Origin of the sequence: Tumebacillus permanentifrigoris (assembly GCF_003148565.1) — a bacterium.
GTDB classification, from domain to species: Bacteria; Bacillota; Bacilli; order Tumebacillales; family Tumebacillaceae; genus Tumebacillus; species Tumebacillus permanentifrigoris.
Genome location: NZ_QGGL01000019.1, coordinates 1 through 19706, shown reverse-complemented (window position 1 = coordinate 19706; position 19706 = coordinate 1). Strand labels below are relative to the sequence as shown.

Annotated in this window: 20 protein-coding genes and 3 tRNA genes; 21 read left to right on the top strand and 2 right to left on the bottom strand. The window is 55.5% G+C overall.

Annotation, left to right across the window (positions count from 1 at the left end):
- Positions 1 to 3: 3 nt before the first annotated feature.
- From C7459_RS18665 to C7459_RS18650, 4 genes are all read left to right on the top strand, one after another.
- Positions 4 to 807: a class I SAM-dependent methyltransferase gene (locus tag C7459_RS18665; RefSeq protein WP_109690798.1), complete on the top strand. Its 804-nt coding sequence runs from the start codon at positions 4 to 6 to the stop codon at positions 805 to 807.
- Positions 804 to 1748 (top strand): tRNA (adenosine(37)-N6)-dimethylallyltransferase MiaA, encoded by a 945-nt coding sequence (miaA, locus tag C7459_RS18660; RefSeq protein ID WP_109690797.1) that lies wholly within the window; start codon positions 804 to 806, stop codon positions 1746 to 1748. The genes C7459_RS18665 and miaA overlap by 4 nt, the downstream gene beginning before the upstream one ends.
- 49 nt (positions 1749 to 1797) lie before the next feature.
- Positions 1798 to 2028, top strand: coding sequence for an RNA chaperone Hfq (gene hfq / locus C7459_RS18655; protein ID WP_038094535.1), 231 nt, complete (start codon positions 1798 to 1800; stop codon positions 2026 to 2028).
- A gap of 113 nt (positions 2029 to 2141) precedes the next feature.
- A complete protein-coding gene (locus C7459_RS18650) occupies positions 2142 to 2339 on the top strand; it encodes a hypothetical protein (protein WP_109690796.1) in 198 nt (65 codons plus the stop codon).
- Positions 2340 to 2383: 44 nt separating this feature from the next.
- On the opposite strand, the gene C7459_RS18645 is transcribed toward C7459_RS18650, so the two are convergent.
- Positions 2384 to 2908, bottom strand: coding sequence for an Hsp20/alpha crystallin family protein (locus tag C7459_RS18645; RefSeq protein WP_109690795.1), 525 nt, complete (start codon positions 2906 to 2908; stop codon positions 2384 to 2386).
- Positions 2909 to 3034: 126 nt separating this feature from the next.
- Here C7459_RS18645 and galT point away from each other — a divergent pair, with 126 nt between their 5' ends.
- From galT to C7459_RS18600, 9 genes are all read left to right on the top strand, one after another.
- Positions 3035 to 4021, top strand: coding sequence for a galactose-1-phosphate uridylyltransferase (galT, locus tag C7459_RS18640; protein ID WP_109690794.1), 987 nt, complete (start codon positions 3035 to 3037; stop codon positions 4019 to 4021).
- Complete coding sequence (locus C7459_RS18635) at positions 4018 to 5193, top strand: galactokinase (protein WP_109690793.1); 1176 nt, start codon at positions 4018 to 4020, stop codon at positions 5191 to 5193. The genes galT and C7459_RS18635 overlap by 4 nt, the downstream gene beginning before the upstream one ends.
- The gene (galE, locus tag C7459_RS18630) at positions 5181 to 6167 is read left to right on the top strand and encodes a UDP-glucose 4-epimerase GalE (RefSeq protein ID WP_109690792.1); all 987 of its coding nucleotides are present in this window, start codon (positions 5181 to 5183) and stop codon (positions 6165 to 6167) included. Before C7459_RS18635 ends, galE begins: the two co-directional genes overlap by 13 nt.
- Positions 6164 to 7264, top strand: coding sequence for a M24 family metallopeptidase (locus C7459_RS18625; RefSeq protein ID WP_245884629.1), 1101 nt, complete (start codon positions 6164 to 6166; stop codon positions 7262 to 7264). Before galE ends, C7459_RS18625 begins: the two co-directional genes overlap by 4 nt.
- A gap of 27 nt (positions 7265 to 7291) precedes the next feature.
- On the top strand, positions 7292 to 8527 hold the full coding sequence (locus C7459_RS18620; RefSeq protein ID WP_109690791.1) for an ROK family transcriptional regulator: 1236 nt from the start codon (positions 7292 to 7294) through the stop codon (positions 8525 to 8527).
- 127 nt (positions 8528 to 8654) lie between these two features.
- Positions 8655 to 9953 carry an ABC transporter substrate-binding protein gene (locus C7459_RS18615; RefSeq protein WP_211320424.1) on the top strand — a complete coding sequence of 433 codons (1299 nt, stop codon included), beginning with the start codon at positions 8655 to 8657 and terminating at the stop codon, positions 9951 to 9953.
- 70 nt (positions 9954 to 10023) lie between these two features.
- Positions 10024 to 11001, top strand: a complete 978-nt coding sequence (locus C7459_RS18610; protein WP_109690790.1) for a carbohydrate ABC transporter permease — start codon at positions 10024 to 10026, stop codon at positions 10999 to 11001.
- A gap of 12 nt (positions 11002 to 11013) precedes the next feature.
- A complete protein-coding gene (locus C7459_RS18605) occupies positions 11014 to 11856 on the top strand; it encodes a carbohydrate ABC transporter permease (RefSeq protein WP_109690789.1) in 843 nt (280 codons plus the stop codon).
- Between the two features lie 9 nt (positions 11857 to 11865).
- Complete coding sequence (locus C7459_RS18600; RefSeq protein ID WP_109690788.1) at positions 11866 to 12531, top strand: YesL family protein; 666 nt, start codon at positions 11866 to 11868, stop codon at positions 12529 to 12531.
- A 33-nt stretch (positions 12532 to 12564) separates the two neighbouring features.
- On the opposite strand, the gene C7459_RS18595 is transcribed toward C7459_RS18600, so the two are convergent.
- Positions 12565 to 14061 (bottom strand): glycoside hydrolase 5 family protein, encoded by a 1497-nt coding sequence (locus C7459_RS18595; RefSeq protein ID WP_109690787.1) that lies wholly within the window; start codon positions 14059 to 14061, stop codon positions 12565 to 12567.
- 176 nt (positions 14062 to 14237) lie between these two features.
- Here C7459_RS18595 and C7459_RS18590 point away from each other — a divergent pair, with 176 nt between their 5' ends.
- From C7459_RS18590 to C7459_RS23490, 8 genes are all read left to right on the top strand, one after another.
- Complete coding sequence (locus tag C7459_RS18590; RefSeq protein WP_109690786.1) at positions 14238 to 15956, top strand: glycoside hydrolase family 2 protein; 1719 nt, start codon at positions 14238 to 14240, stop codon at positions 15954 to 15956.
- 129 nt (positions 15957 to 16085) lie between these two features.
- Entirely contained in the window at positions 16086 to 17324 is a 1239-nt protein-coding gene (locus C7459_RS18585; protein WP_109690785.1) for a serine hydrolase domain-containing protein, read from the top strand.
- A gap of 43 nt (positions 17325 to 17367) precedes the next feature.
- A tRNA-Trp gene (locus C7459_RS18580) sits at positions 17368 to 17443 on the top strand.
- A gap of 22 nt (positions 17444 to 17465) precedes the next feature.
- Positions 17466 to 17540 (top strand) — tRNA-Gln (locus C7459_RS18575).
- 156 nt (positions 17541 to 17696) lie between these two features.
- Positions 17697 to 17779 (top strand) — tRNA-Leu (locus C7459_RS18570).
- Between the two features lie 151 nt (positions 17780 to 17930).
- Positions 17931 to 18908, top strand: coding sequence for a tyrosine-type recombinase/integrase (locus C7459_RS18565; RefSeq protein WP_109690784.1), 978 nt, complete (start codon positions 17931 to 17933; stop codon positions 18906 to 18908).
- Positions 18909 to 18919: 11 nt separating this feature from the next.
- Positions 18920 to 19213 (top strand): hypothetical protein, encoded by a 294-nt coding sequence (locus C7459_RS18560; protein WP_146201046.1) that lies wholly within the window; start codon positions 18920 to 18922, stop codon positions 19211 to 19213.
- Between the two features lie 246 nt (positions 19214 to 19459).
- Entirely contained in the window at positions 19460 to 19600 is a 141-nt protein-coding gene (locus tag C7459_RS23490; RefSeq protein WP_170119553.1) for a hypothetical protein, read from the top strand.
- The last annotated feature ends 106 nt before the right edge of the window (positions 19601 to 19706 follow it).

Genomic DNA, 19706 nt, shown 5'->3' with positions numbered 1-19706 from the left:
AGCATGACGCAATCCCGCAACCTCATCGTCACCACCGGCAACAAGCCGACGCCCGCATACGTGGAACTCGCCCAGTCCTACGCTCAGGAGCTGGGAGTTCCCTACATACTTCGCAAAAAGCGCGGAATTGACACGTTGCGCGCAGACTACGGCGTGGACGAGGTGTTGGTCTGCACCGAACGCGTAACGCTGTATGTGGAAGATCAGGAGTTTTTTTTCCATCCATCGATGGCAAATACAAGAATCAAGCGGCTGAAAAGTGGCGAGAATGACATAGTGATTGAACGCGCCGGAGTGCGTCCGGGCGACACCGTGCTCGACTGTACGCTCGGCCTCGGTTCTGATACCATCGTGTTCGCACACGCTGTCGGTGCAGAGGGGCGTGTGATCGGCCTCGAATCGTCTGCGGTGATCGCATTGCTGGTCAGGCGCGGCTTGCAAGAACTCAGCGTTGACACCCAAGCGGTCAACACAGCGATGCGCCACGTCGAAGTACTCTGTGTCGACCACCTCGACTACCTGCGAGCCCAGCCGGACAACTCGGTCGATGTGATCTATTTCGATCCGATGTTCCGCCGCACCGTGGAGAGAACGCAGTCGATCGAGCCGTTGCGCCATCTCGGTGACGATCGACCCTTGTCGGAGGAAGCGATTCTCGAAGCCCGTCGCGTCGCTCGGCGCCGCATCGTGCTGAAGGAACGCTGGTACTCCAAGGAATTTGCCCGCCTCGGGTTTCATATCCCGAAAAAATCAACCGGATCGATCAATTACGGTGTCATCGACTTGGAAGGAGGAGATGGTTCATGAACCAGACGGACAAACCGCCCGTCCTCATCCTCGTCGGCCCGACCGCCGTGGGCAAGACGGCGTTTTCCATCGCATGTGCCAAGCACTACAACGGAGAAATTCTCTCCGCCGACTCCATGCAGATCTACCGTGGCATGGACATCGGGACGGCGAAGGTCACGCAGGAGGAGATGGAGGGCATCCCGCACTATGGGCTTGATCTGATCGACCCTGACCAACCCTTCACCGTCGCAGAGTTTCAAGCGTATGCCGACCCTGTCATCCGTGACATCCATGCGCGCGGCAAGTTGCCGATCGTCGTCGGAGGCACGATGCTGTACGTCAAGTCGCTCACCAACCACCTCGACTTCACCGAAGCTTCTGCTGATTTCGAGTTTCGCGCTCGGCTGCAAGCAGTTGCGGACGAGCAGGGTGGAGAGTTTCTACATAAGCAATTGCATGACATCGACCCCACGACAGCAGCGCGTCTGCACCCCAACGACGTCAAGCGGATCATCCGTGCCTTGGAAGTGTACGAGACGACTGGCAAGCCGATGTCGCAAGCGTATGCGGAACAACCGCCGGAACCGAAGTACGATGCGCTCGTCGTCGGCTTGAATCTCACCGACCGCGCGGTGCTGTACGATCGCATCAACCGCCGCGTCGATCTGATGCTGGAGCAAGGTCTGATCGAGGAAGTCCAAGCCCTGCTCGCCAAGGGGTACTCGCGCGATCTGCAAAGCATGCAAGGAATCGGGTACAAGGAGATTCTTGATTACTTGGAAGGTCGCTTGACGCTGGAGGAAGCGACCGACGCGGTCAAACAAGGGTCGCGTCGCTACGCCAAGCGTCAACTTTCGTGGTGGCGTCGGGAAACCGACATCCACTGGTTTGACTCACAAGAGACAACTTTTCCCACTCGTTTCGAAACGATTGACTACTTGCGAGCAGGAATTTCATAGTAGCGGTTCGAATATAATCCAATAGAATAAAGATATGGGGGTAAATACCTTGAACAAACAACAGATCAATATCCAAGATCACTTCCTGAACCAGATTCGCAAGGACAACATCCCGGTGATCATTTACCTCGTGAACGGGTTCCAAATTCGTGGTGTCGTAAAAGCATTCGACAACTTCACAATCATCGTGGAGTCGGAAGGCAAGCAACAGATGGTCTACAAACATGCGATCTCGACGTTTACCCCGATGAAAAACGTAAGTTTCCACGCTGCTGAGTAAAAGGCAAGCGTTCTCTATAGAGAATACGCTTGGGAAGCGTTCCACTGTGAACGCTTCTTTTTTTAGTTTCCCGAAAACTGGGAAACACTAGAGCTGTAAGGAGGGATGCGTAGATGCAGAACCTACACGCAGAATCGGTCGAGCACATTTTTCAAATTCTGAATGACGTGAAGGCCGAACAACTGCCGGTCTCCGATGCGGTCGATTCGCTCGCCTATTGGTTTCACGAAGCGTTCGAGCGCGGCGAGATCGGTGTGGAGAAGACGGTGCCCGATGACGAGCAGATCAACGACGAAGGCATGTGGACGTAAAAAGAGGAGGTTGGCCGCACCGGCCAATCTCCTCTTTTCTGCGTTCAGCCAAAGCTGATCGGTACGGTGCGTCCCTTGCTTTGGGGAGGGCGTCCGCCTGTTTTCAGGATGCGGATTTCCAGCAGGCCGTTTTTGTAGATCGCGCGCGCTTGTTGCGGGCGCACGCGGGCGGGGAGGGTAACGGTGCGCTCAAACGTGCCTCGGAAGCGCTCGTTTAGGTAGAAACGGTCCTCCTTGATCGTTTTGAAACGCCCAGACAGCGAGCCGGAGAGGGTGAGCGAGTCTGACTTGATGTTCAACTTGACGGCCTGTGCCGATTCAATCCCTGGCACCTCGACGATCGCGACCACTTCTTGCTGGGTTTCATAGATATCGATGCGCGGGTACTCCAACGCTTTGTTCTCGAACAGTTGCTTGTTGAACATCTGTTCCCAGTCCATGTTGTGGTAGGTCTTTAACTCGTCTTGTGGCATCTGTTTCATCATGTTCTGGAAAAACTGCGGGCCGAACATCTGGCGCAGCTGGTCGTTGAGACCTGCAAGGCTTTTGAATCCGTCCATCGGGTTCATGCCGACACCTCCGTTTCACTCCTACTATATGCGCACGAAAAAAGAATTGCCAAACAAGTCGGATCGTATTAGTATGAAGATACATACTAAAATAATTTAATTAAGTTTTGAGAGGAAGGGTGCGAGTTGGCGGAACTGCGTTACAACCCGTTGTTGGGCGACTGGACGATGGTCGCATCAAACAGACAAAACCGACCGAACATGCCCAAGGATTTTTGCCCGTTCTGTCCAGGTTCCGGCAAAGTCCCGGAACAGTTTGACGTATTCGCCTACGACAACGACTTCCCGGCGTTGCGCCCCGACCCGCCAGAGCCTGACCCGGTCGGTTCGGAGTTGTACCGGACGGCGCATTCGTATGGCAAGTGCGAGGTGATTCTCTACTCGCCCGACCACACGGCCACGTTGCCGCAACTGTCGGTCGCGCATATCGGGAAGCTGATCAATCTATGGACGGAGCGCTACGTCGCGTTGAGTCAGGACCCGAAGCATCAGTACGTGATGATTTTTGAGAACCGAGGCGAGGAGTGCGGAGTGACGATGCCGCATCCGCACGGACAGATCTACGCGTATTCGCACATGCCATTAAAACTGCAGACGGAGCTCGACAACTGCAAGCGCCATCACAGCACGACCGGGCATTGCTTGCTCTGTGACATGAACCGCGAGGAGCAGGCATTTGGTGGGCGTGTGATTCACGAGAACGAACACTTCCTCGCGTACATCCCATTTTTTACCGATTACCCGTATGGGCTGTACATCGTCAGCAAGCAGCACAAAACCGCACTGCCGCAATTCTCGCCGGAGGAGCAACACAGTTTGGCACAGATGCTTCAGGGCATGACCGGGGCGATGGATACGCTGTTTGACCGTCTGTTCCCGTATATGATGGTCTTGCACCAGCGGCCGGTGCATGGTACCGACGTAGAGGACTATTATCATTTTCACATCGAGTTCTACCCGCCGTTGCGCGATGCGAATCGGATCAAGTTCATCGCCTCCTCGGAGACGGGCGCTTGGGCGGCTTGCAATCCACTGGCGGTGGAGGACACGGCGGAGCAGTTGCGTGCGGCGTTCCGCCGTTGGCAGAGCTTGGGGAAGGGGGATGTGCTTTGAAACAGGTGGAGGAGTTTGTAGCAGCAGCGGGCGACGACCTGCGCGTCTTTTTCGCACCTGGGCGGGTCAATTTGATCGGGGAGCACACCGACTATTCGGGTGGATACGTGTTCCCGGCTGCGCTGTCATTTGGCACACACGCCTATGTGCGTCCGCGCACCGATGGTGTGTTTCGCGTAGCATCGACCCATTTTGATCTGGAAGTTATGTTTGGGACGGAGAACCTGGTGTACCGGGCGGAGGATGACTGGGCGAATTTCCCCAAGGGTGTCGTGCGCGAGTTGGCACAGCGTGGCATTCCGCTGTCCGGTGCCGAAATTCTGTATCACGGCAACATCCCGAACGGTGCGGGGCTGTCATCCTCCGCGTCGATTGAGCTGGTGACCGCGGTGGCATTGGCGGCACTTGGCGGTGTGGACCTGTCGCGGGTCGAGCTCGTGCTGATGTGCCAAAAAGTCGAGAACGAGTTCATCGGTGTCCAATGCGGGATCATGGATCAATTTGCAGTCGGGATGGGCCGAGCGAACCATGCGGTGCTGTTAAACTGCGATACGTTGGAATACCGCTATGCACCGCTCGAACTCGGCGACTACCAACTGGTCATCACGCACACCAACAAGCGCCGCCAACTGCTCGATTCCAGTTACAACGAACGTCGGACGGAGTGTGAGACCGCGCTGGCACAAATCCAAGCGCACCATCCAGAGGTGGGCTCGCTTGGCGAACTCAGCGCTGCGGGCTGGCGAGAGGCACGCCCGCTTTTACAGGAATTCCCTGTCTTGCAACGGCGCGTCGAGCATGTGGTCTCGGAGAATGACCGGGTCTTGGCTTCCTGCCGCGCGTTGGAGAGTGGCGATCTGGCCGAATTTGGCCGCTTGATGATCCAGTCGCATGAATCGTTGCGCGACCTGTACGAAGTGACAGGTCAGGAATTGGATGCGCTGGTGGAGGCGGCACGGGTTGTGGACGGATGCATCGGCACGCGGATGACCGGTGGTGGGTTTGGCGGGTGTACCGTCTCGCTCGTGCATCGGGAAGCGATTGGTGAATTTCAAGAACTGGTGGCGGCCCGTTACACCGCGCAAACGGGTCTGACGCCGACGTTCTACGTCTGTGCGATCGGCGATGGCGCGCAAGAAGTGAAGGGGGAATTGTCCACATGGCAGTCCTAGTCACAGGCGGGGCAGGCTACATCGGCAGCCACACGGTCGCTGAACTGTTGGCACATGGCGAGGAAGTCGTCGTGCTCGACAATTTGCAAAAAGGGCATCGCCCAGCTGTACGCGCCCCTATTTTTTACGAAGGCGACATCCGCGATCAGGAATTGTTGGATCGCATCTTCGACAAGCATGCAATCGAAGCGGTCATTCACTTCGCCGCCGATTCGTTGGTCGGGGAGAGCGTGACCGATCCGTTGGCGTATTACGACAACAACGTCGTGACCGCGCAACGTCTGTTGAGCGCGATGAAGCGACACGGCGTACCCAACATCGTCTTTTCCTCGACTGCAGCAGTCTACGGGGAGCCAGAACAGGTGCCGATCTGTGAAACGGATGCCACCGCGCCGACGTCGCCATACGGGGAAACCAAGCTGGCGATTGAGAAGATGTTGCGCTGGTGTGAAGGGGCCTATGGCATCCGTTCGATCTGCCTGCGCTACTTCAACGCCGCAGGGGCGCACCCGGACGGACAGATCGGGGAGGATCACACCCCGGAGAGCCACTTGATTCCAATCGTGTTGCAGGTGGCGCTCGAACAGCGGGATGCGGTCTCGATTTTTGGTGACGACTACCCGACGGTAGACGGCACGTGTGTTCGGGACTACGTGCATGTGATGGACTTGGCGAACGCGCACTGGCTGGCCCTGCAACGGTTGCGTAAAACCAAGCAGAGCGGAATCTACAACCTCGGCAACGGACTCGGCTTTTCGGTGCGCGATGTGATCGAGCAGGCCCGAGCGGTCACGGGGCATCCGATCCCGGCGATGGTGGTTCCGCGACGTCCGGGCGATCCGGCCGTGTTGATCGCCTCGTCGCAACGCGCTGGGCAAGAACTGGGCTGGCAGCCACAGTATGATTCCCTCGAAACGATCATCGCGAGTGCATGGAACTGGCATCTGCACCATCCGAGGGGGTATGCGACATGATGCAGGAGCGAGTGGAGCAAGTCCGCACCTTGATGGGCGCTTGGGAACTGGACGGCGTACTGCTTCGCAAGCGGCGCAGTTTCGCATGGCTGACCGGAGGGCGTACCAATCATATCGTCAACACGTCAGAACACGGCGTCTGTGACCTGCTGGTTTTGCCTGATCGAGTCGTCTGCATCGTGACCCAGATGGAGGCAGCGCGCATCCGCGATGAGGAACTGGCGGAGATGTCGATCGAGTGGGTCGTGTCCGAATGGTACGAAGGTCACGCAGCTTCCATCGCCAAGCTGTGTACCGGAAAATCGATCGGCACCGATGTGGAGCCAGAATCGGTCGAAGGGTTGCGGGATGGCGTCAACCTGAGCTCCTCGTTGGCCGAATTGACCTATGTGTTGAGTGAACCCCAGATCGATGCCTACCGTTGGTTGGCACAGCGTGCCGCTCGTGCCGTCGAATCGCTCTGTCAGGAGATCGAACCTGGCATGACTGAGTATGAGATCCAAGCCCGACTCGCGGCAAAGGTCATCAAGGACGGCATCAACCCACAGGTGATCCTGATCGCCACCGACGAACGCATCTACAACTACCGCCATCCGATCCCAACTGGGAAAGTTCTGCGGTCGTATGCGATGGTGGTGCTCTGTGCCGAACGCTACGGCCTCGTCGCCAACGTCACCCGTTTCGTCCACTTCGGCGCTCTGGATCGCGAGTTGGAGGAGAACCGCTTGAAGTTGGCGGAGATCGACCTGACGATGAACCTCGCGACATCTCCTGGCACTCCGATTCGCGACATTTTTTTCCGTGGGATCGAGGCCTATCGTGCAGCCGGGCATGGCGAGGACTGGCGCTACCTGCATCAGGGCGGGCCGACCGGCTATGCGTCGCGGGAGTTTTTGGCGACGCCAGACTGTACAGGAATCGTGCAGGTCAACCAAGCGTTTGCTTGGAATCCGGCGATCCGCGGCATCAAGTCGGAGGACACGCTGCTCGTGCGAGCGGAAGGAAATGAGTTTTTGACGCACACGGGCGCGTGGAAATATATTATGATGGAACGACAGGGACAACCCTACAAACGCCCGGATATTTTGGTGAGATGACGGGAAGTTGGCAGAGGAGAAATGCACATGTCACAGTCGATCCAAGTGGGTAGCTTCCAGTGGATGAAGAACTTAAACAAATCAACGATACTCAATTTGATCCGCCTACATGGCCCGATCTCCAGAGCCGAAATCGCGAAATTGACCAAACTGACCCCGCCGACCGTCACGAACATCGTGGGAGAGTTGATGGAGAATCGGTTGGTGTTGGAGAGTGCCTTGGGTGAATCAACAGGCGGTCGCAAACCGATCATGTTGCAACTCAATGCCTCCGCTTTTTACCTGATCGGTGTCTACGCCGGGGCCAAAAAAGTTCGAGCAGTCGTCGCAACGCTTGGCGGCACCGTCGTGAACGAACGGGTTTTGCCTGTACCTCCGACTCCGACCAAGGAGCAGTTTTTGCAACTTCTCACCCAAGTTGTGCGCGAAGTGATCGACGACACCCCCTGCAGCGATCAACAGGAGTTTCTGGGGATTGGAGTGGGGATGCACGGTTTGGTTGATACGGTACGTGGCCTTTCGATTTTCGCACCGAACCTCAACTTGCATGACATGCCGATCAAGGATGAGTTAGAAGCTGTGTTCAACCTGCCCGTCGAAGTGGAGAACGATGTGCGCGCTACTGCGTTGGCGGAGAGTTGGTTTGGACAGGGGCAAGGCATCGCAAATTTCATCTGCGTCAACGTCGGCACCGGCGTGGGGGCAGGGATCATCATCGATCACAACCTCTACCATGGCGCTTCATTTACAGCGGGGGAGATGGGACACACCACGATCGATGTCAACGGCCCGCGTTGCAGTTGCGGCAATTATGGCTGTCTGGAAGCTTTGACTTCAGGTCCGGCGATTGCACAGCGTGCACGGCAGGCGATTCGACTGGGCAAACAGTCGCGGCTCCTGCACGTTGCGGGTGAGCAAGAAACGGAGATTACTGGTGAACTCGTCTATCTTGCCGCCTTGGAAGGCGATGCACTGGCAGTGGAAGTGCTTGCGGACACCGGTCGATACTTGGGGATCGGCATCGCCAATATGATCAATACGTTAAACCCCTCGCGGATCATCCTGAGTGGAGGCGTTTCGCGCGCCGGTGATTTTTTGCTCAACGCGTTGCGGGAGACGGTGCAAAAGCGGGCTTTGCATACGCCTGTGAGCATCGTCAGCATCGTCACGTCCGAACTCGGCGCCAACGCTGCCGCCATCGGTGGTTTTACGCTGTTGCTTCGTAATTTACTAACTCCAAAAGGTGTAACAACATTTGAGTGATAAGTGATTTAATTTAACGGAAAAGTTTGACCAATACAACAGGCGGATGCTATAATCCACTTAGAAAATTATTTTAATTAAGTTTCGTGAAAGCGGTATCATGAACCAGAGAGAAAGGGGCTTGTCAATGAAATCAGCGAAAGTACTACAACTTGCAATGGCTTCGGCGCTTGGCTTTTCACTCGTTTTGACTGGATGTAGCAGTACCACCACCAAGGAGGCATCTAGCACCTCCGACAGCAAGAAAGTCACGCTGGAGTTCTGGAACGGCTTCACGGGACCGGATGGCAACGACATGAAAAAGATCGTGGATGGGTTTAACAAACAATACGAAGGCAAGATCGAGATCAAGACTCAGACCATGAAGTGGGATCAGTTCTATGACAAGATCCGCACCGTCGTCAACTCCGGCACCGCGCCAGATGTGGCTGCGATGCACTTGGACCAAGTCCCGCGCATGGCAAGCAAGGGTGTGCTCACTCCGCTCGATGATCTGCTCAAAGACTCCGATCTCAAAAAGGAAGACTTCATCCCGCAAGTCTGGGATGCAGGGATCTACGAGAGCAAGCGCTATTCGGTGCCGCTCGACGTGCATCCGATCGCTCTCTACTACAACGTCGACCTGCTGAAAAAGGAAGGCTTTGACAAGCCGCCGGCCACGATGGCAGACTTCGTAAAAATCGCCAAGGCGACGACGAAGGACACCGACGGTGACGGCAAGATCGACCAGTGGGGCTTCGGGATGCCGACCCTGTGGCCAGCAAACCTGATGTACTACTCGACGCTGCGCCAATTCGGCGGTGAGTCGGTCAGCAAAGACGGCATGACCGCGCTGTACAACGATGACAAAGGTGTCAAGGCGTTGCAGACGCTGTCCGATCTGATCTACAAAGACAAGATCTCCCCGGAGAAGATCCAAGCTGACGGCGAAGTCACGCTGTTCAAGCAAGGCAAGATGGCGATGACGATCAACGGCATCTGGATGATCAACGGGTTCAAGGAGCAACAAGGTCTGAATTTCGCAGCTGCGGCGATCCCACAGTTTGGTGACATGCCGGCGACATGGGCGAACTCGCACAACTTTGTCATTCCGAAGCAGAAAAAGGACGACCCGGAGAAAACCAAAGCGGCGATCACCTTCATCAACTATGTCACTTCGAACAGCATCGAATGGGCGAAGGGCGGTCAAATCCCGGCGAAAAACTCCGTGCGTGATAGTGCTGAGTTCAAAGCGCTGAAGGAACAGAGTGCCATCGCTGAACAAGTTCCGTACCTCGTGTTCCCACCGGCGTCTCCGACCTATGTCGATGTCTGGGCTCCGGCTGAGACGGCGATCAACAAAGCGCTGCTCGGGCAGATGACCCCACAAGCGGCACTTGATGAAGCGAAGGACAAAGGCGAGAAAGCGGCAAAAGCGGCGAAGTAAGCGTATCGTCAGTAGTTGCAGAGGGGAGGGCAACCTCCCTTTTTTGCGAACTGTGAGGTGAAAGAGTCGAATGAAAACAAGCGTCCCTGTTGAGCCGAATCTACAGGTATCGGCCGCGCGCAGTCCGAAAAAGTCCCGCACGTTCACCATGCAGAGCATCACACCGTATCTGTACATCGCACCGCACTTGCTCTTTTTCCTCATCTTCCTCGTCCTTCCGACCGGATACGGGGTGTATCTAAGCCTTCATGATTGGGACCTCCTGCGTCCGGCCAAGTTTGTGGGATTGGAAAACTACTATGACATTTTTTTCAACAAGGACAGCATCGACTACAGTGAGTTTTGGAACGCCTGTTGGAACACGTTTAAGTTCGTGATCTTCGCGGTGCCTGTCTTGATCCTCGTGCCGCTGTTGCTGGCGATTGCAATCGATACCAAGACGTGGGGGAGCGGGTTCTTTCGCGCCTTGTTCTATGCACCGTCCCTGCTGTCTGTTGTCACGGCGGTGCTGATCTGGGTGTGGATGTTCGACAGCAATGCCGGTCTCGTGAACTACTATCTCGCGAAGCTCGGCATCACGGGAGTTGCTTGGTTGGCCGATCTGCCGTGGGCGTGGATTGCACTGGTGATCATCACCGTCTGGTGGACGATTGGACGGAACTTGATCATCTTCCTCGCGGGGCTCAACGACATTCCGGACGATCTGCATGAAGCGGCAAAATTGGACGGAGCAGGCAAAGTTTCGCGCTTTTTGAACGTGATCTTGCCGGGGTTGCGTGGGCCGATGTTGTTCGCGCTGGTCACGACAACGATCGATTCGTTCAACATTTTCGGACAATCGATGGTCGCAACACAGGGCGGGCCGGGCACGGAAACCAAGACGTTGATCATGTACATTCGTGAGGCGGCGTTTGGGAGCTACAGGATGGGCGATGCGGCGGCGATGGCGATCGTGATGGGGATGTTCATGCTGATCGTCAGCGTCGTGCAGTTCGGTTGGATCAACAGAGATCGCTCCGGTCGCAAGCGCCGGACACAAGCGGAATAGGGGGGAGAACACATGGCACTAAAATCGGAAGAACGCACAACCAAATGGGTGTCCTTTGTTTTCTTGACGGTGGTCGCGATCCTCTGGATGGCGCCTCTGTTGTGGATCATCTCCACCTCGTTCAAGCCTGAGGGGCAAGCGATTCAGTTGCCCTTGCGCTGGATTCCGGAGACGATCACGCTGGAGAACTACCGCAATGTGTTGGGGGATACAGAGCAATCTCCGATCTTCCTGTGGTTTGGCAATAGTTTGTTCATCTCCACTCTGCATACGCTGTTGGTGCTGATCGTGGACGCGTTGGCCGCCTATGCGTATGCCCGCATGGCGTTTCGGGGGAAGGAAATTATCTTTTGGACACTGATGGCGACGATGATGATCCCGACGGTAATGAATTTCATCCCGCTGTATGCGATCGTCGATGCGATTCACTGGATCGACACGCCGTGGGCGATGATCGTGCCAGGCCTTGGCGGGGTGTTGGGGATCTTCCTGTTGCGCTCGTTTTACGAGGGCATCCCACGCGAGTTGGAGGAGGCGGCACGGATCGATGGGGCGAGTTCGCTGCAAATCTTCGTGCGCATCATCTTGCCACTTTCCAAGCCGGCACTCGTCACCCTCGCCCTGCTCACCTTCCTTGGCAACTGGAATGACTTTCTCTGGCCCTTGATCGTCACCAACAAAGTGGAGACGCGCACGCTGCCAGTTGGCTTGTCGATTCTCCAAGGAGCGTACACGACGCAGTATGCCAAGCTGATGGCAGGAACTGTGCTCTCAGCACTGCCTGTGCTCGTCCTGTTCCTGTTCTCACAACGTTTCTTCGTCAAGGGTGTCTCCATGTCCGGGATCAAAGGGTAGGTGGACAGGATGAGCGATGCCTTGCGTCTGGTGCACAAAGCTGTGTTTGAAACCTATCGCCAATTGGGCTTTGCGATCGGGCTGACCTTGCTGTGGCTGTGCTGTTCGTGGCCGCTGGTGACGATCGGCCCTGCGACAGGGGCCGTGCTGTACACCATCCATCGCCGTGCCCAAGGGGAGGTGGAGCTGTGGCCGTGTTTCCGAGAAGGGTTGGTTCGGATCACCAAACCTACGCTGGCGTTGAGCATGCTCAACCTGCTCGTCATGGTGCCTGCTGCTTGCTACTTGTTCCTGCTCATGTCGTCCGATCATGGGTGGGTGGGTCAACTCCTGAGTTGGACGGTGCTCTATGTGGTCGTCATGGCGGTCTTGGTGCAAGTGATCGCCTACCCGCTGCTGGTGTTGCAACCTGCGACGCGCCTGCCAGAGTTGCTCAAGCAGGCATATCTTTTGGCGGGCAAGCATCCGCTGTCGGTGGTTTGTGTGTTGCTGCTGACCAGCATCCTCACGCTGATTTGCGTGGCAGTTCCGATCCTGTTCCTGACCATCTGGCCTGTTCTGATCGGGCACATGATGTATTACCATCTGTTGCATCTGCTGTCCAAGTACCACCCGACCCGCTATGCTCTCGATCTGCGTGTGAGCTGGCGTGGGCAGTGGAAACCGTGGAGATAGCAAAAAAACCGTCGCCGAGGGCAGACGGTTTTTTTACGGCTTCAGGATGTGCAAGGCAAGGTCCTTGGAGAACGGCGGGAGTTTGATCGTCAGCGAGCCTTGATCATCTGGGACGGTGGCAGAGCTGAGCAGTTCGCCCTTGTAGGTATCCCAGAACCGAACTTCATAACGGCCAGCACGCAGGCCTTTGACAATCAGGGTGGCATCCTTGAACGTCTGGATCTTGTCAGGGGTGAGGTCGCGATAGGTGTACTTGCTGGTGTCTTGGAGCAACCAGACGATCGCTTGCGACTCGTCGCCTGAGCCGATCGCTCTGACATCCTCGCGGTTCACCGACAATTGGTCGTCGATATTGTGTGAGGCGAAGTGTGTCCAATCCACCGTGCGGGCAAATTTGGACATCGCCAGTTCGTAGGTGCGCATCGTCTCAGTCAAGGTATGCGGTTCTAGATAAGGCCAGCGCATCCCGAATCCAGCACCACCAGCCATCAGGTGTGCCCAACTCATGTTGTGAAAGTACTCGTCGTCGAAGCTATGGTCGGTGATCCACTCGGTGATCGGGCCGCTTTCCGTATCGGTAAAGGGCTTCGGTGACTTCATCACCGCTTGACCGCCGCGGATGTCTTGCTGGAAGCTGACGGCGGCGTCAATGGCATTGCGAGGGGCATTGACGGCCGGTTCTGCGTAGAGGTGCGTGTTGGCGAAGTCGATGTTCGGGTGATTGAATACCGTTTCCCCGAGCACACCGTCGGGAACGGCCTTGGCGGTGGAGAACGTCACCATGTGCGTCTTGCCCAACTTTTGCTGCTCCGTAGCTTTGACATAGGCGCTCATGTCATCGACCCACTCGCGAATCTCCACAGGGGTTGCTTCCCACCACATGTCCGCCTCGTTGAGAATCTCCCAGGCCAGCAAGTGCTTGGAGTTGCCCCAGCGATTGATCATGAATTGCAGGCGGTTTTTCTGCGCTTGACGGACGGCGGGCGAGGTGAGGAAGTCATGCTTGCTCTGGGCCGGACCTCCGTTGGCGGCGTTGTACGGGTTGGTGTCCCAGTTCTTGCTCATCCAAAATGTGTCCCACGGGGTGAGCAGCACGTACAGGTCGTACTTCTCACACAGTTGGAATAGCTGATCCCAGTAGGAGATCGTTTCTGGGGTGTAGGTGCCGAGCGGGCTCTCGAAGTTGTGTACGCCATCCTGACTGTACTCTGCCATCACGCGGATCGTGTTGACCCCATGGTCGTGGAGCATCTGCAAGTAGGCTTCCGTGCGTTTCATGTTGGTGTTGCTGTAGAGGCCGTCGAGATCGGGCCATGTCATCGCTTCATTGGCACCGATGATCACGAACGGCGTGCCGTCCTCGAACTGGAAGTAGCGCTTGCTAGGGGCGACTTGTACGAATCCGGCACCGCTGGCCGGGTATTGCTTGATCTGGGGAGAGGAGATCGCTTGTTGTGCGGAGGACTGGCAACCGCCGAGCAGGACAGCGGTCAGGAGCAGGCCGAGCGGGATGGAGCGGAGGTGTTGCATCGCGTGGACTCCCTTCCGAAAATGCTTGAAAAGTTGGAAAAGCGCGGGTATAGTGGAGATAGATAATAAAATTGTTTTATAAAGTCATTATAAATCTTCGCCTTTGAATTGGGAATACAGAATTTCAACGGGTAACTAAGGAAAATAATGTACGTATCGAGAGGGGACACACGGGGATGGCCATGCTTCCGCGCAACGAATACCCACGCCCGCAGTTTCAGCGTGCGTTGTGGATGAATTTGAATGGAGAATGGGATTTCGGGTTTGAGGACGGCAACTTTACGCACCAGATCAACGTTCCGTTCGCGTACCAGAGCGAGTTGAGCGGGATCGGAGACTCCTCGTTCCATGATGTGGTCTGGTACAAGCGCACGTTCGCCCTGCCCGCTGAGATGGCGGGCCGCCGCATCCTCCTGCACTTTGGGGCTGTCGACTACCGCGCCACGGTGTGGGTGAACGGAAGCTTGGTCGGGTTCCACGAGGGTGGGCATGTACCGTTTCACCTCGACATCACCGCGGTCCTGCAGGACGGGGAAAATGAGGTCATCGTACAGGCCGAGGACCCATCTGATGCGTTGGACCAACCGCGTGGGAAGCAATATTGGAAGGAAAAGTCAGAGTCGATCTTCTACATCCGCACGACGGGCATCTGGCAGACGGTTTGGTTGGAAGCGGTTTCAGAGACGCATCTGGAACGGGTGAAACTGACGCCGGACATCGATCACGATGAGATCGCGGTGGAGTATTGGGTGGCGAATCTGCAGCGGGGGGACGCTTTGCATGTGGAGATCTCCTTTGACGGGAATTTGGTTGCTCAGGAGACTGTACATCTGCAGGAAGCGAACTCACAACGCCGTATCCGACTGCAGGATTTCAATGTACACGATGCAGGGCGGCTGTGGGCACCAGAGCATCCGAACCTCTATGACATCCAGTTTCGCGTCGTGCGCGGGGACTTGGTCCTCGATGAGGTGAATGGTTACTTTGGCATGCGCAAGATCGCGATCGAGCAGGGCAAGGTATTCCTCAACAATCGTCCCTATTATATGAAGCTTGTGTTAGACCAAGGGTATTTCCCGGACGGAATCTTGACACCGCCAAGTGACGAGGCGATCCGCCGGGATGTGGAATTGACCAAGGAGATGGGCTTCAACGGTGCTCGCAAACACCAAAAAATCGAGGACCCGCGCTACCTGTACTGGGCCGATCGGTTGGGGCTGTTGGTCTGGGGTGAGATGGCGAATGCCTACACGTATTCCGATCAAGCGGTGCGTCGAATGACAGCAGAGTGGCAGGCGGCGGTTGAGCGCGATTACAACCATCCCTGCATCGTGGCATGGGTGCCGATCAACGAGAGCTGGGGCGTTCCGCGCTTGTTGGCCGATTCTCGTCAACAGGCGCACTGCATGGCGATGTACTACCTCACCAAGTCGCTCGACCCGACCCGACCCGTCATCTCCAACGATGGTTGGGAGCACACCAAGTCGGACTTGCTGACCATCCACGACTACGAATCACGCAAGGAACAGTTGAAGGAGCGGTATTCGACCCTCGACAACATCCTCAATTCCACACCAGGTAATCGCTTGCTGTACGCGCCAGGTCATGTCTATGGCGGAGAACCGATTCAGGTGACGGAGTTCGGCGGGATCGCCTTTAAGAAAAGCGATTGGGAAGGCTGGGGGTACTCGGGGGCGAGTGATGAGCAGGACTTTGCGGCTCGCTATCATGCGGTCATCTCTGCGCTGTTGGAATCACCGTTGGTGCAAGGCTTCTGTTATACACAGTTGACCGATGTGGAGCAAGAGATCAACGGGTTGCTGACCTACGACCGCCAGCCGAAAATCGATCTGGCGCTGATCCGGCAGATCAATGAAGGCAAGGGACTCGAGTAGCAGAATGAACGCGGCGAAAACGGCACAGCGGGTTGGCGATTTGATGGCCAACCCACTGTGCCGTTTTTTGACAAGTAGGTAACAGGTGACCTACAATTGTGGCAAAGTAACTTCGAGGAGCGTGGGGAGATGGAGCAAGCGATACAACAGATCATGACCCAGTACGGAGTGGTCGGGCTGGCAGCAGCTGTGGTGCACCAAGGCCATGTGATCTGGAGTAGAGGCTTTGGGAGTGCTGACTTGGAGCGAGGCGTGCCGGTGCGGGCCGAGACGATGTTTCGTGTGGCGTCGATCTCGAAAGTCTTGGTCGGGACGGCGGTGATGCAACAGGTAGAGGCAGGGAAGTTGCAACTGGACGATGAGATCTCGACACATCTGGGGTTTGAAGTGCGCAATCCGCATCATCCAAGGATGCCGATTACGATCCGGCACCTGTTGACGCATACGGGCAGCTTGCACGAGGAGCAGACACCGGCTGCGGAACAGGCGTATTACCGCTTTCTCGGGGTCACGCGCACGACATCGGAACCACCTGCGATCCGTGAGTTGCTGGTGCCGGATGGGGCGTACTATACATCCGACCTCTGGGCTCCGTGGGCCGTAGGGGAGAAGTTCGAGTACTCCAACCTAGGCACGGGAATTCTCGCGACGATCCTCGAACGGGTGTCCGGTGAACGCTTCGATCGGTACATTCGCCAGCACATCTGCGAACCGCTGGGGATGGAGGCGACATTTAATGTCCACGATCTTGAAGACATAGACCGCATTTCGGTGCTCTACAACGCTGAACAGGAGCCGAGTATCGACCAGTTTCGCGGTGTCAAACCAGAAGCGGTTGATCTCAGTGGCTATAGGATCGGAAGCAACGGCATGATCTTCTCCCCACAGGGCGGCCTCCGTGCAAGTGTGCTCGATCTTACGAAGCTGCTGCTCGCCCACCAACAGGGCGGGGGAATCCCCTGTGCGGCAGATCGCTCTGCCGATCAAAGTGGTCGAGATATGATGGCTCCCACTTGTACGGCTACAGCAGGCGGCGGAACAGGCACGGGTGTTCATGGTCGCCTCTTGAAGCCTGAAACGATCGTAGAGATGCACGAGGAGCAGTGGCGCGGTTATGGCGTGAACGGACTCTACAAGCAAAAGGGCTTGCATGTACACATCACCGAAGACCTGATCGCAGGGGAACGGTTGTACGGGCATGCTGGGGATGCATATGGCGTGTTGACGGGGATGTACTTCAGCAAGGAACATGACTTGGGGTTGGCCTATTGCATCAATGGGGCGCACATCGAGCAGGGCCGTGCATTCAATACCGTCGAAGAGGATGTGGCACAGGCGCTATACGCTCATTTACTTTCCAAAATGTAGTTTTGACATCAGTGGGGAATTGTGATACGATAATTGATGTCACAGGGGCATAGTTCAGTTGGTAGAACGTCGGTCTCCAAAACCGAATGTCGTGGGTTCAAGTCCTGCTGCCCCTGCCACATCACACTTTCAAACTTTCGATGGGGAGTCGCCAAGCGGTAAGGCAACAGACTTTGACTCTGTCATGCGAAGGTTCGATCCCTTCCTCCCCAGCCAGATCAGTCCTTGTGTCGCGAGTACGCGAACCGAGGGCTTTTTCAATTGCGATTAGGAACGAAACGCTCGTGAGATATTCTTTTTGAAAAAAGGGTTGCAATCCTCCACAAGTTCCTATATATTAGAACTCACGGAAGCGGTTTAGTATTTTCACACGCGGATGTGGCGGAATTGGCAGACGCACTGGTTTTAGGTACCAGCGGGCAACCGTGGGGGTTCGAGTCCCTTCATCCGCACCAATTTTCCGCTTTTCGTGCGTATTATGCCTTTCCACAACGATGCTGAAATTGAATATTCCAGTGTGTCTATTCTTGAAGAAAATGACGCACAGGATTCCAAAACAGACGTTCCTTCTGTGGCACAAAATCGCCATAGGGAGGAATTTTTTTTATGCAAAAAACGCCGAAGAAACGGTTGCAAAAGGTCGCGGCCGTTGTTGGTTCATGGGAAGAGGTCTTGAGGGAGTTTCTATTCTTCAAACAAGCCCAACATAGAGTCGGCCCAACGACTCTGAGCGATTATGAGGGCCACGTCCGACGGTACTTTAAGCGGTTCCCGCAGTCCTGGCAAGATCCCACCAGCCTGTCTGCGTCCGTTATGGAATATATGTCGGACGATGTGAAGCCTGTCACGTTTAATTTGCGGCTGGGCAATCTGCGAGGGTTCTTCCAGTATTGCGTTGAAAAAGGCTTCTTTGACAACAACCCCCTCGAAGGGTTCAAACGCAGAAAGGCAGACCCTCGCATTGTGGATGTCCCTGAAGACACTTTGCAGCGTTTGCTCGATCTCCCTGACCAAAAGACTTTCGTTGGATTGCGTGACTATACGCTCATTCTCATTACGCTCGATACTGGAATCAGACCGAAAGAGGCGTTCCACCTTACGGTGAACGATTTTGATTTGCGGCATTTGGTCGTGACAGTTCCTGCTGAAGTCGCCAAGACAAGGACGGCCAGAACGTTACCTATTCTTCCGTTGACTGCTGAGTCTTTACGAAAGCTGATTCGTGCCCGTCCCGACTTTTGGGACAACACGGACGTTCCCGTTTTCTGCACGAACGAAGGAACCATGCTCAATAGGCATACGTGGGGTGATCGAATGGAAGCGTATAGCAAGCAGCTTGGTGTACACATCCGGCCCTATGATCTTAGACATAGTTTTGCGTTGATGTACTTACGAAACGGAGGCCACGCGTTCGGGTTGCAACGAACGATGGGGCATACAGACATGAACATGACGAAACGGTATGTGAATCTGACCGGCCAAGACCTAGCGAAAGCACACCAAACTGCAAGTCCTCTAAATAGCCTTGTTGCTTCGCCCAGGAAAGGCAAGACGAGGATGGGCAAGCTCAACGGTCTCAAATAGTGAGCGAGAACATGAGCGAGCATAAAGCGATCATCTTACTGCCGAACGACCGAATAAGGGCTTGGTGGGCTTCTATGGGGCATATCAAGAATCACAAGAAGGGCGAGGCGGGCCGTCAGGAGCTATTGCGTAGGGCGATTGAAATTGGCCTTGATGTAATGGAGGGTCGGCTGGTGACGGTCTCCCCTGAGCAGTATAACGTGCTGACCGCGTTTGAAGTGTTGGGTCAGTGTGGCTATCTGGGGCTCATACACTTAGACATGATCAAAACGATAAAAGCTAAGGATGAGGGCGGCGAACCGTAATGGTTTGCCGTTTTTTTTGTTGGATCGTAGAGATCGAGGCAAGAGCAGCCTGACGATCTGTATGGTGCACCCCGTAGATTGGTGTTGGTGCCAAAGTAGGCATAGCTGACGCAGGAGACGCGAGGACATGCGTGTAACTCGGAAAATCCTATAGGTCGCAGACCAAAAGCGAATTTTAGACTGAATGGGACTCCGTTCGGTCTGTTCGTGCTTCGCAAAATGTTTACTGGAAGGGTGAGAATGGGAATGGACAATTATCAGGCGATGGCTTACGCGAAGTTAGCGATAAAAAAAGTGGGGCTTGACGAGGAGACCATGAGTGATGTGTTTCAGGAGATGTACTGCTTGTTCGATCTGTTGACGGAGGAGGAAGCTCAGAAAATTTAAGGTCGATCTGCAAACCATGAGGGCGAGGTAGAGAACTGGCTCACCGATCAAGATCAGGAGTCGGAACTTCAAGCGAATCCCCAAGCCTCCATGCACACCCCTCAAA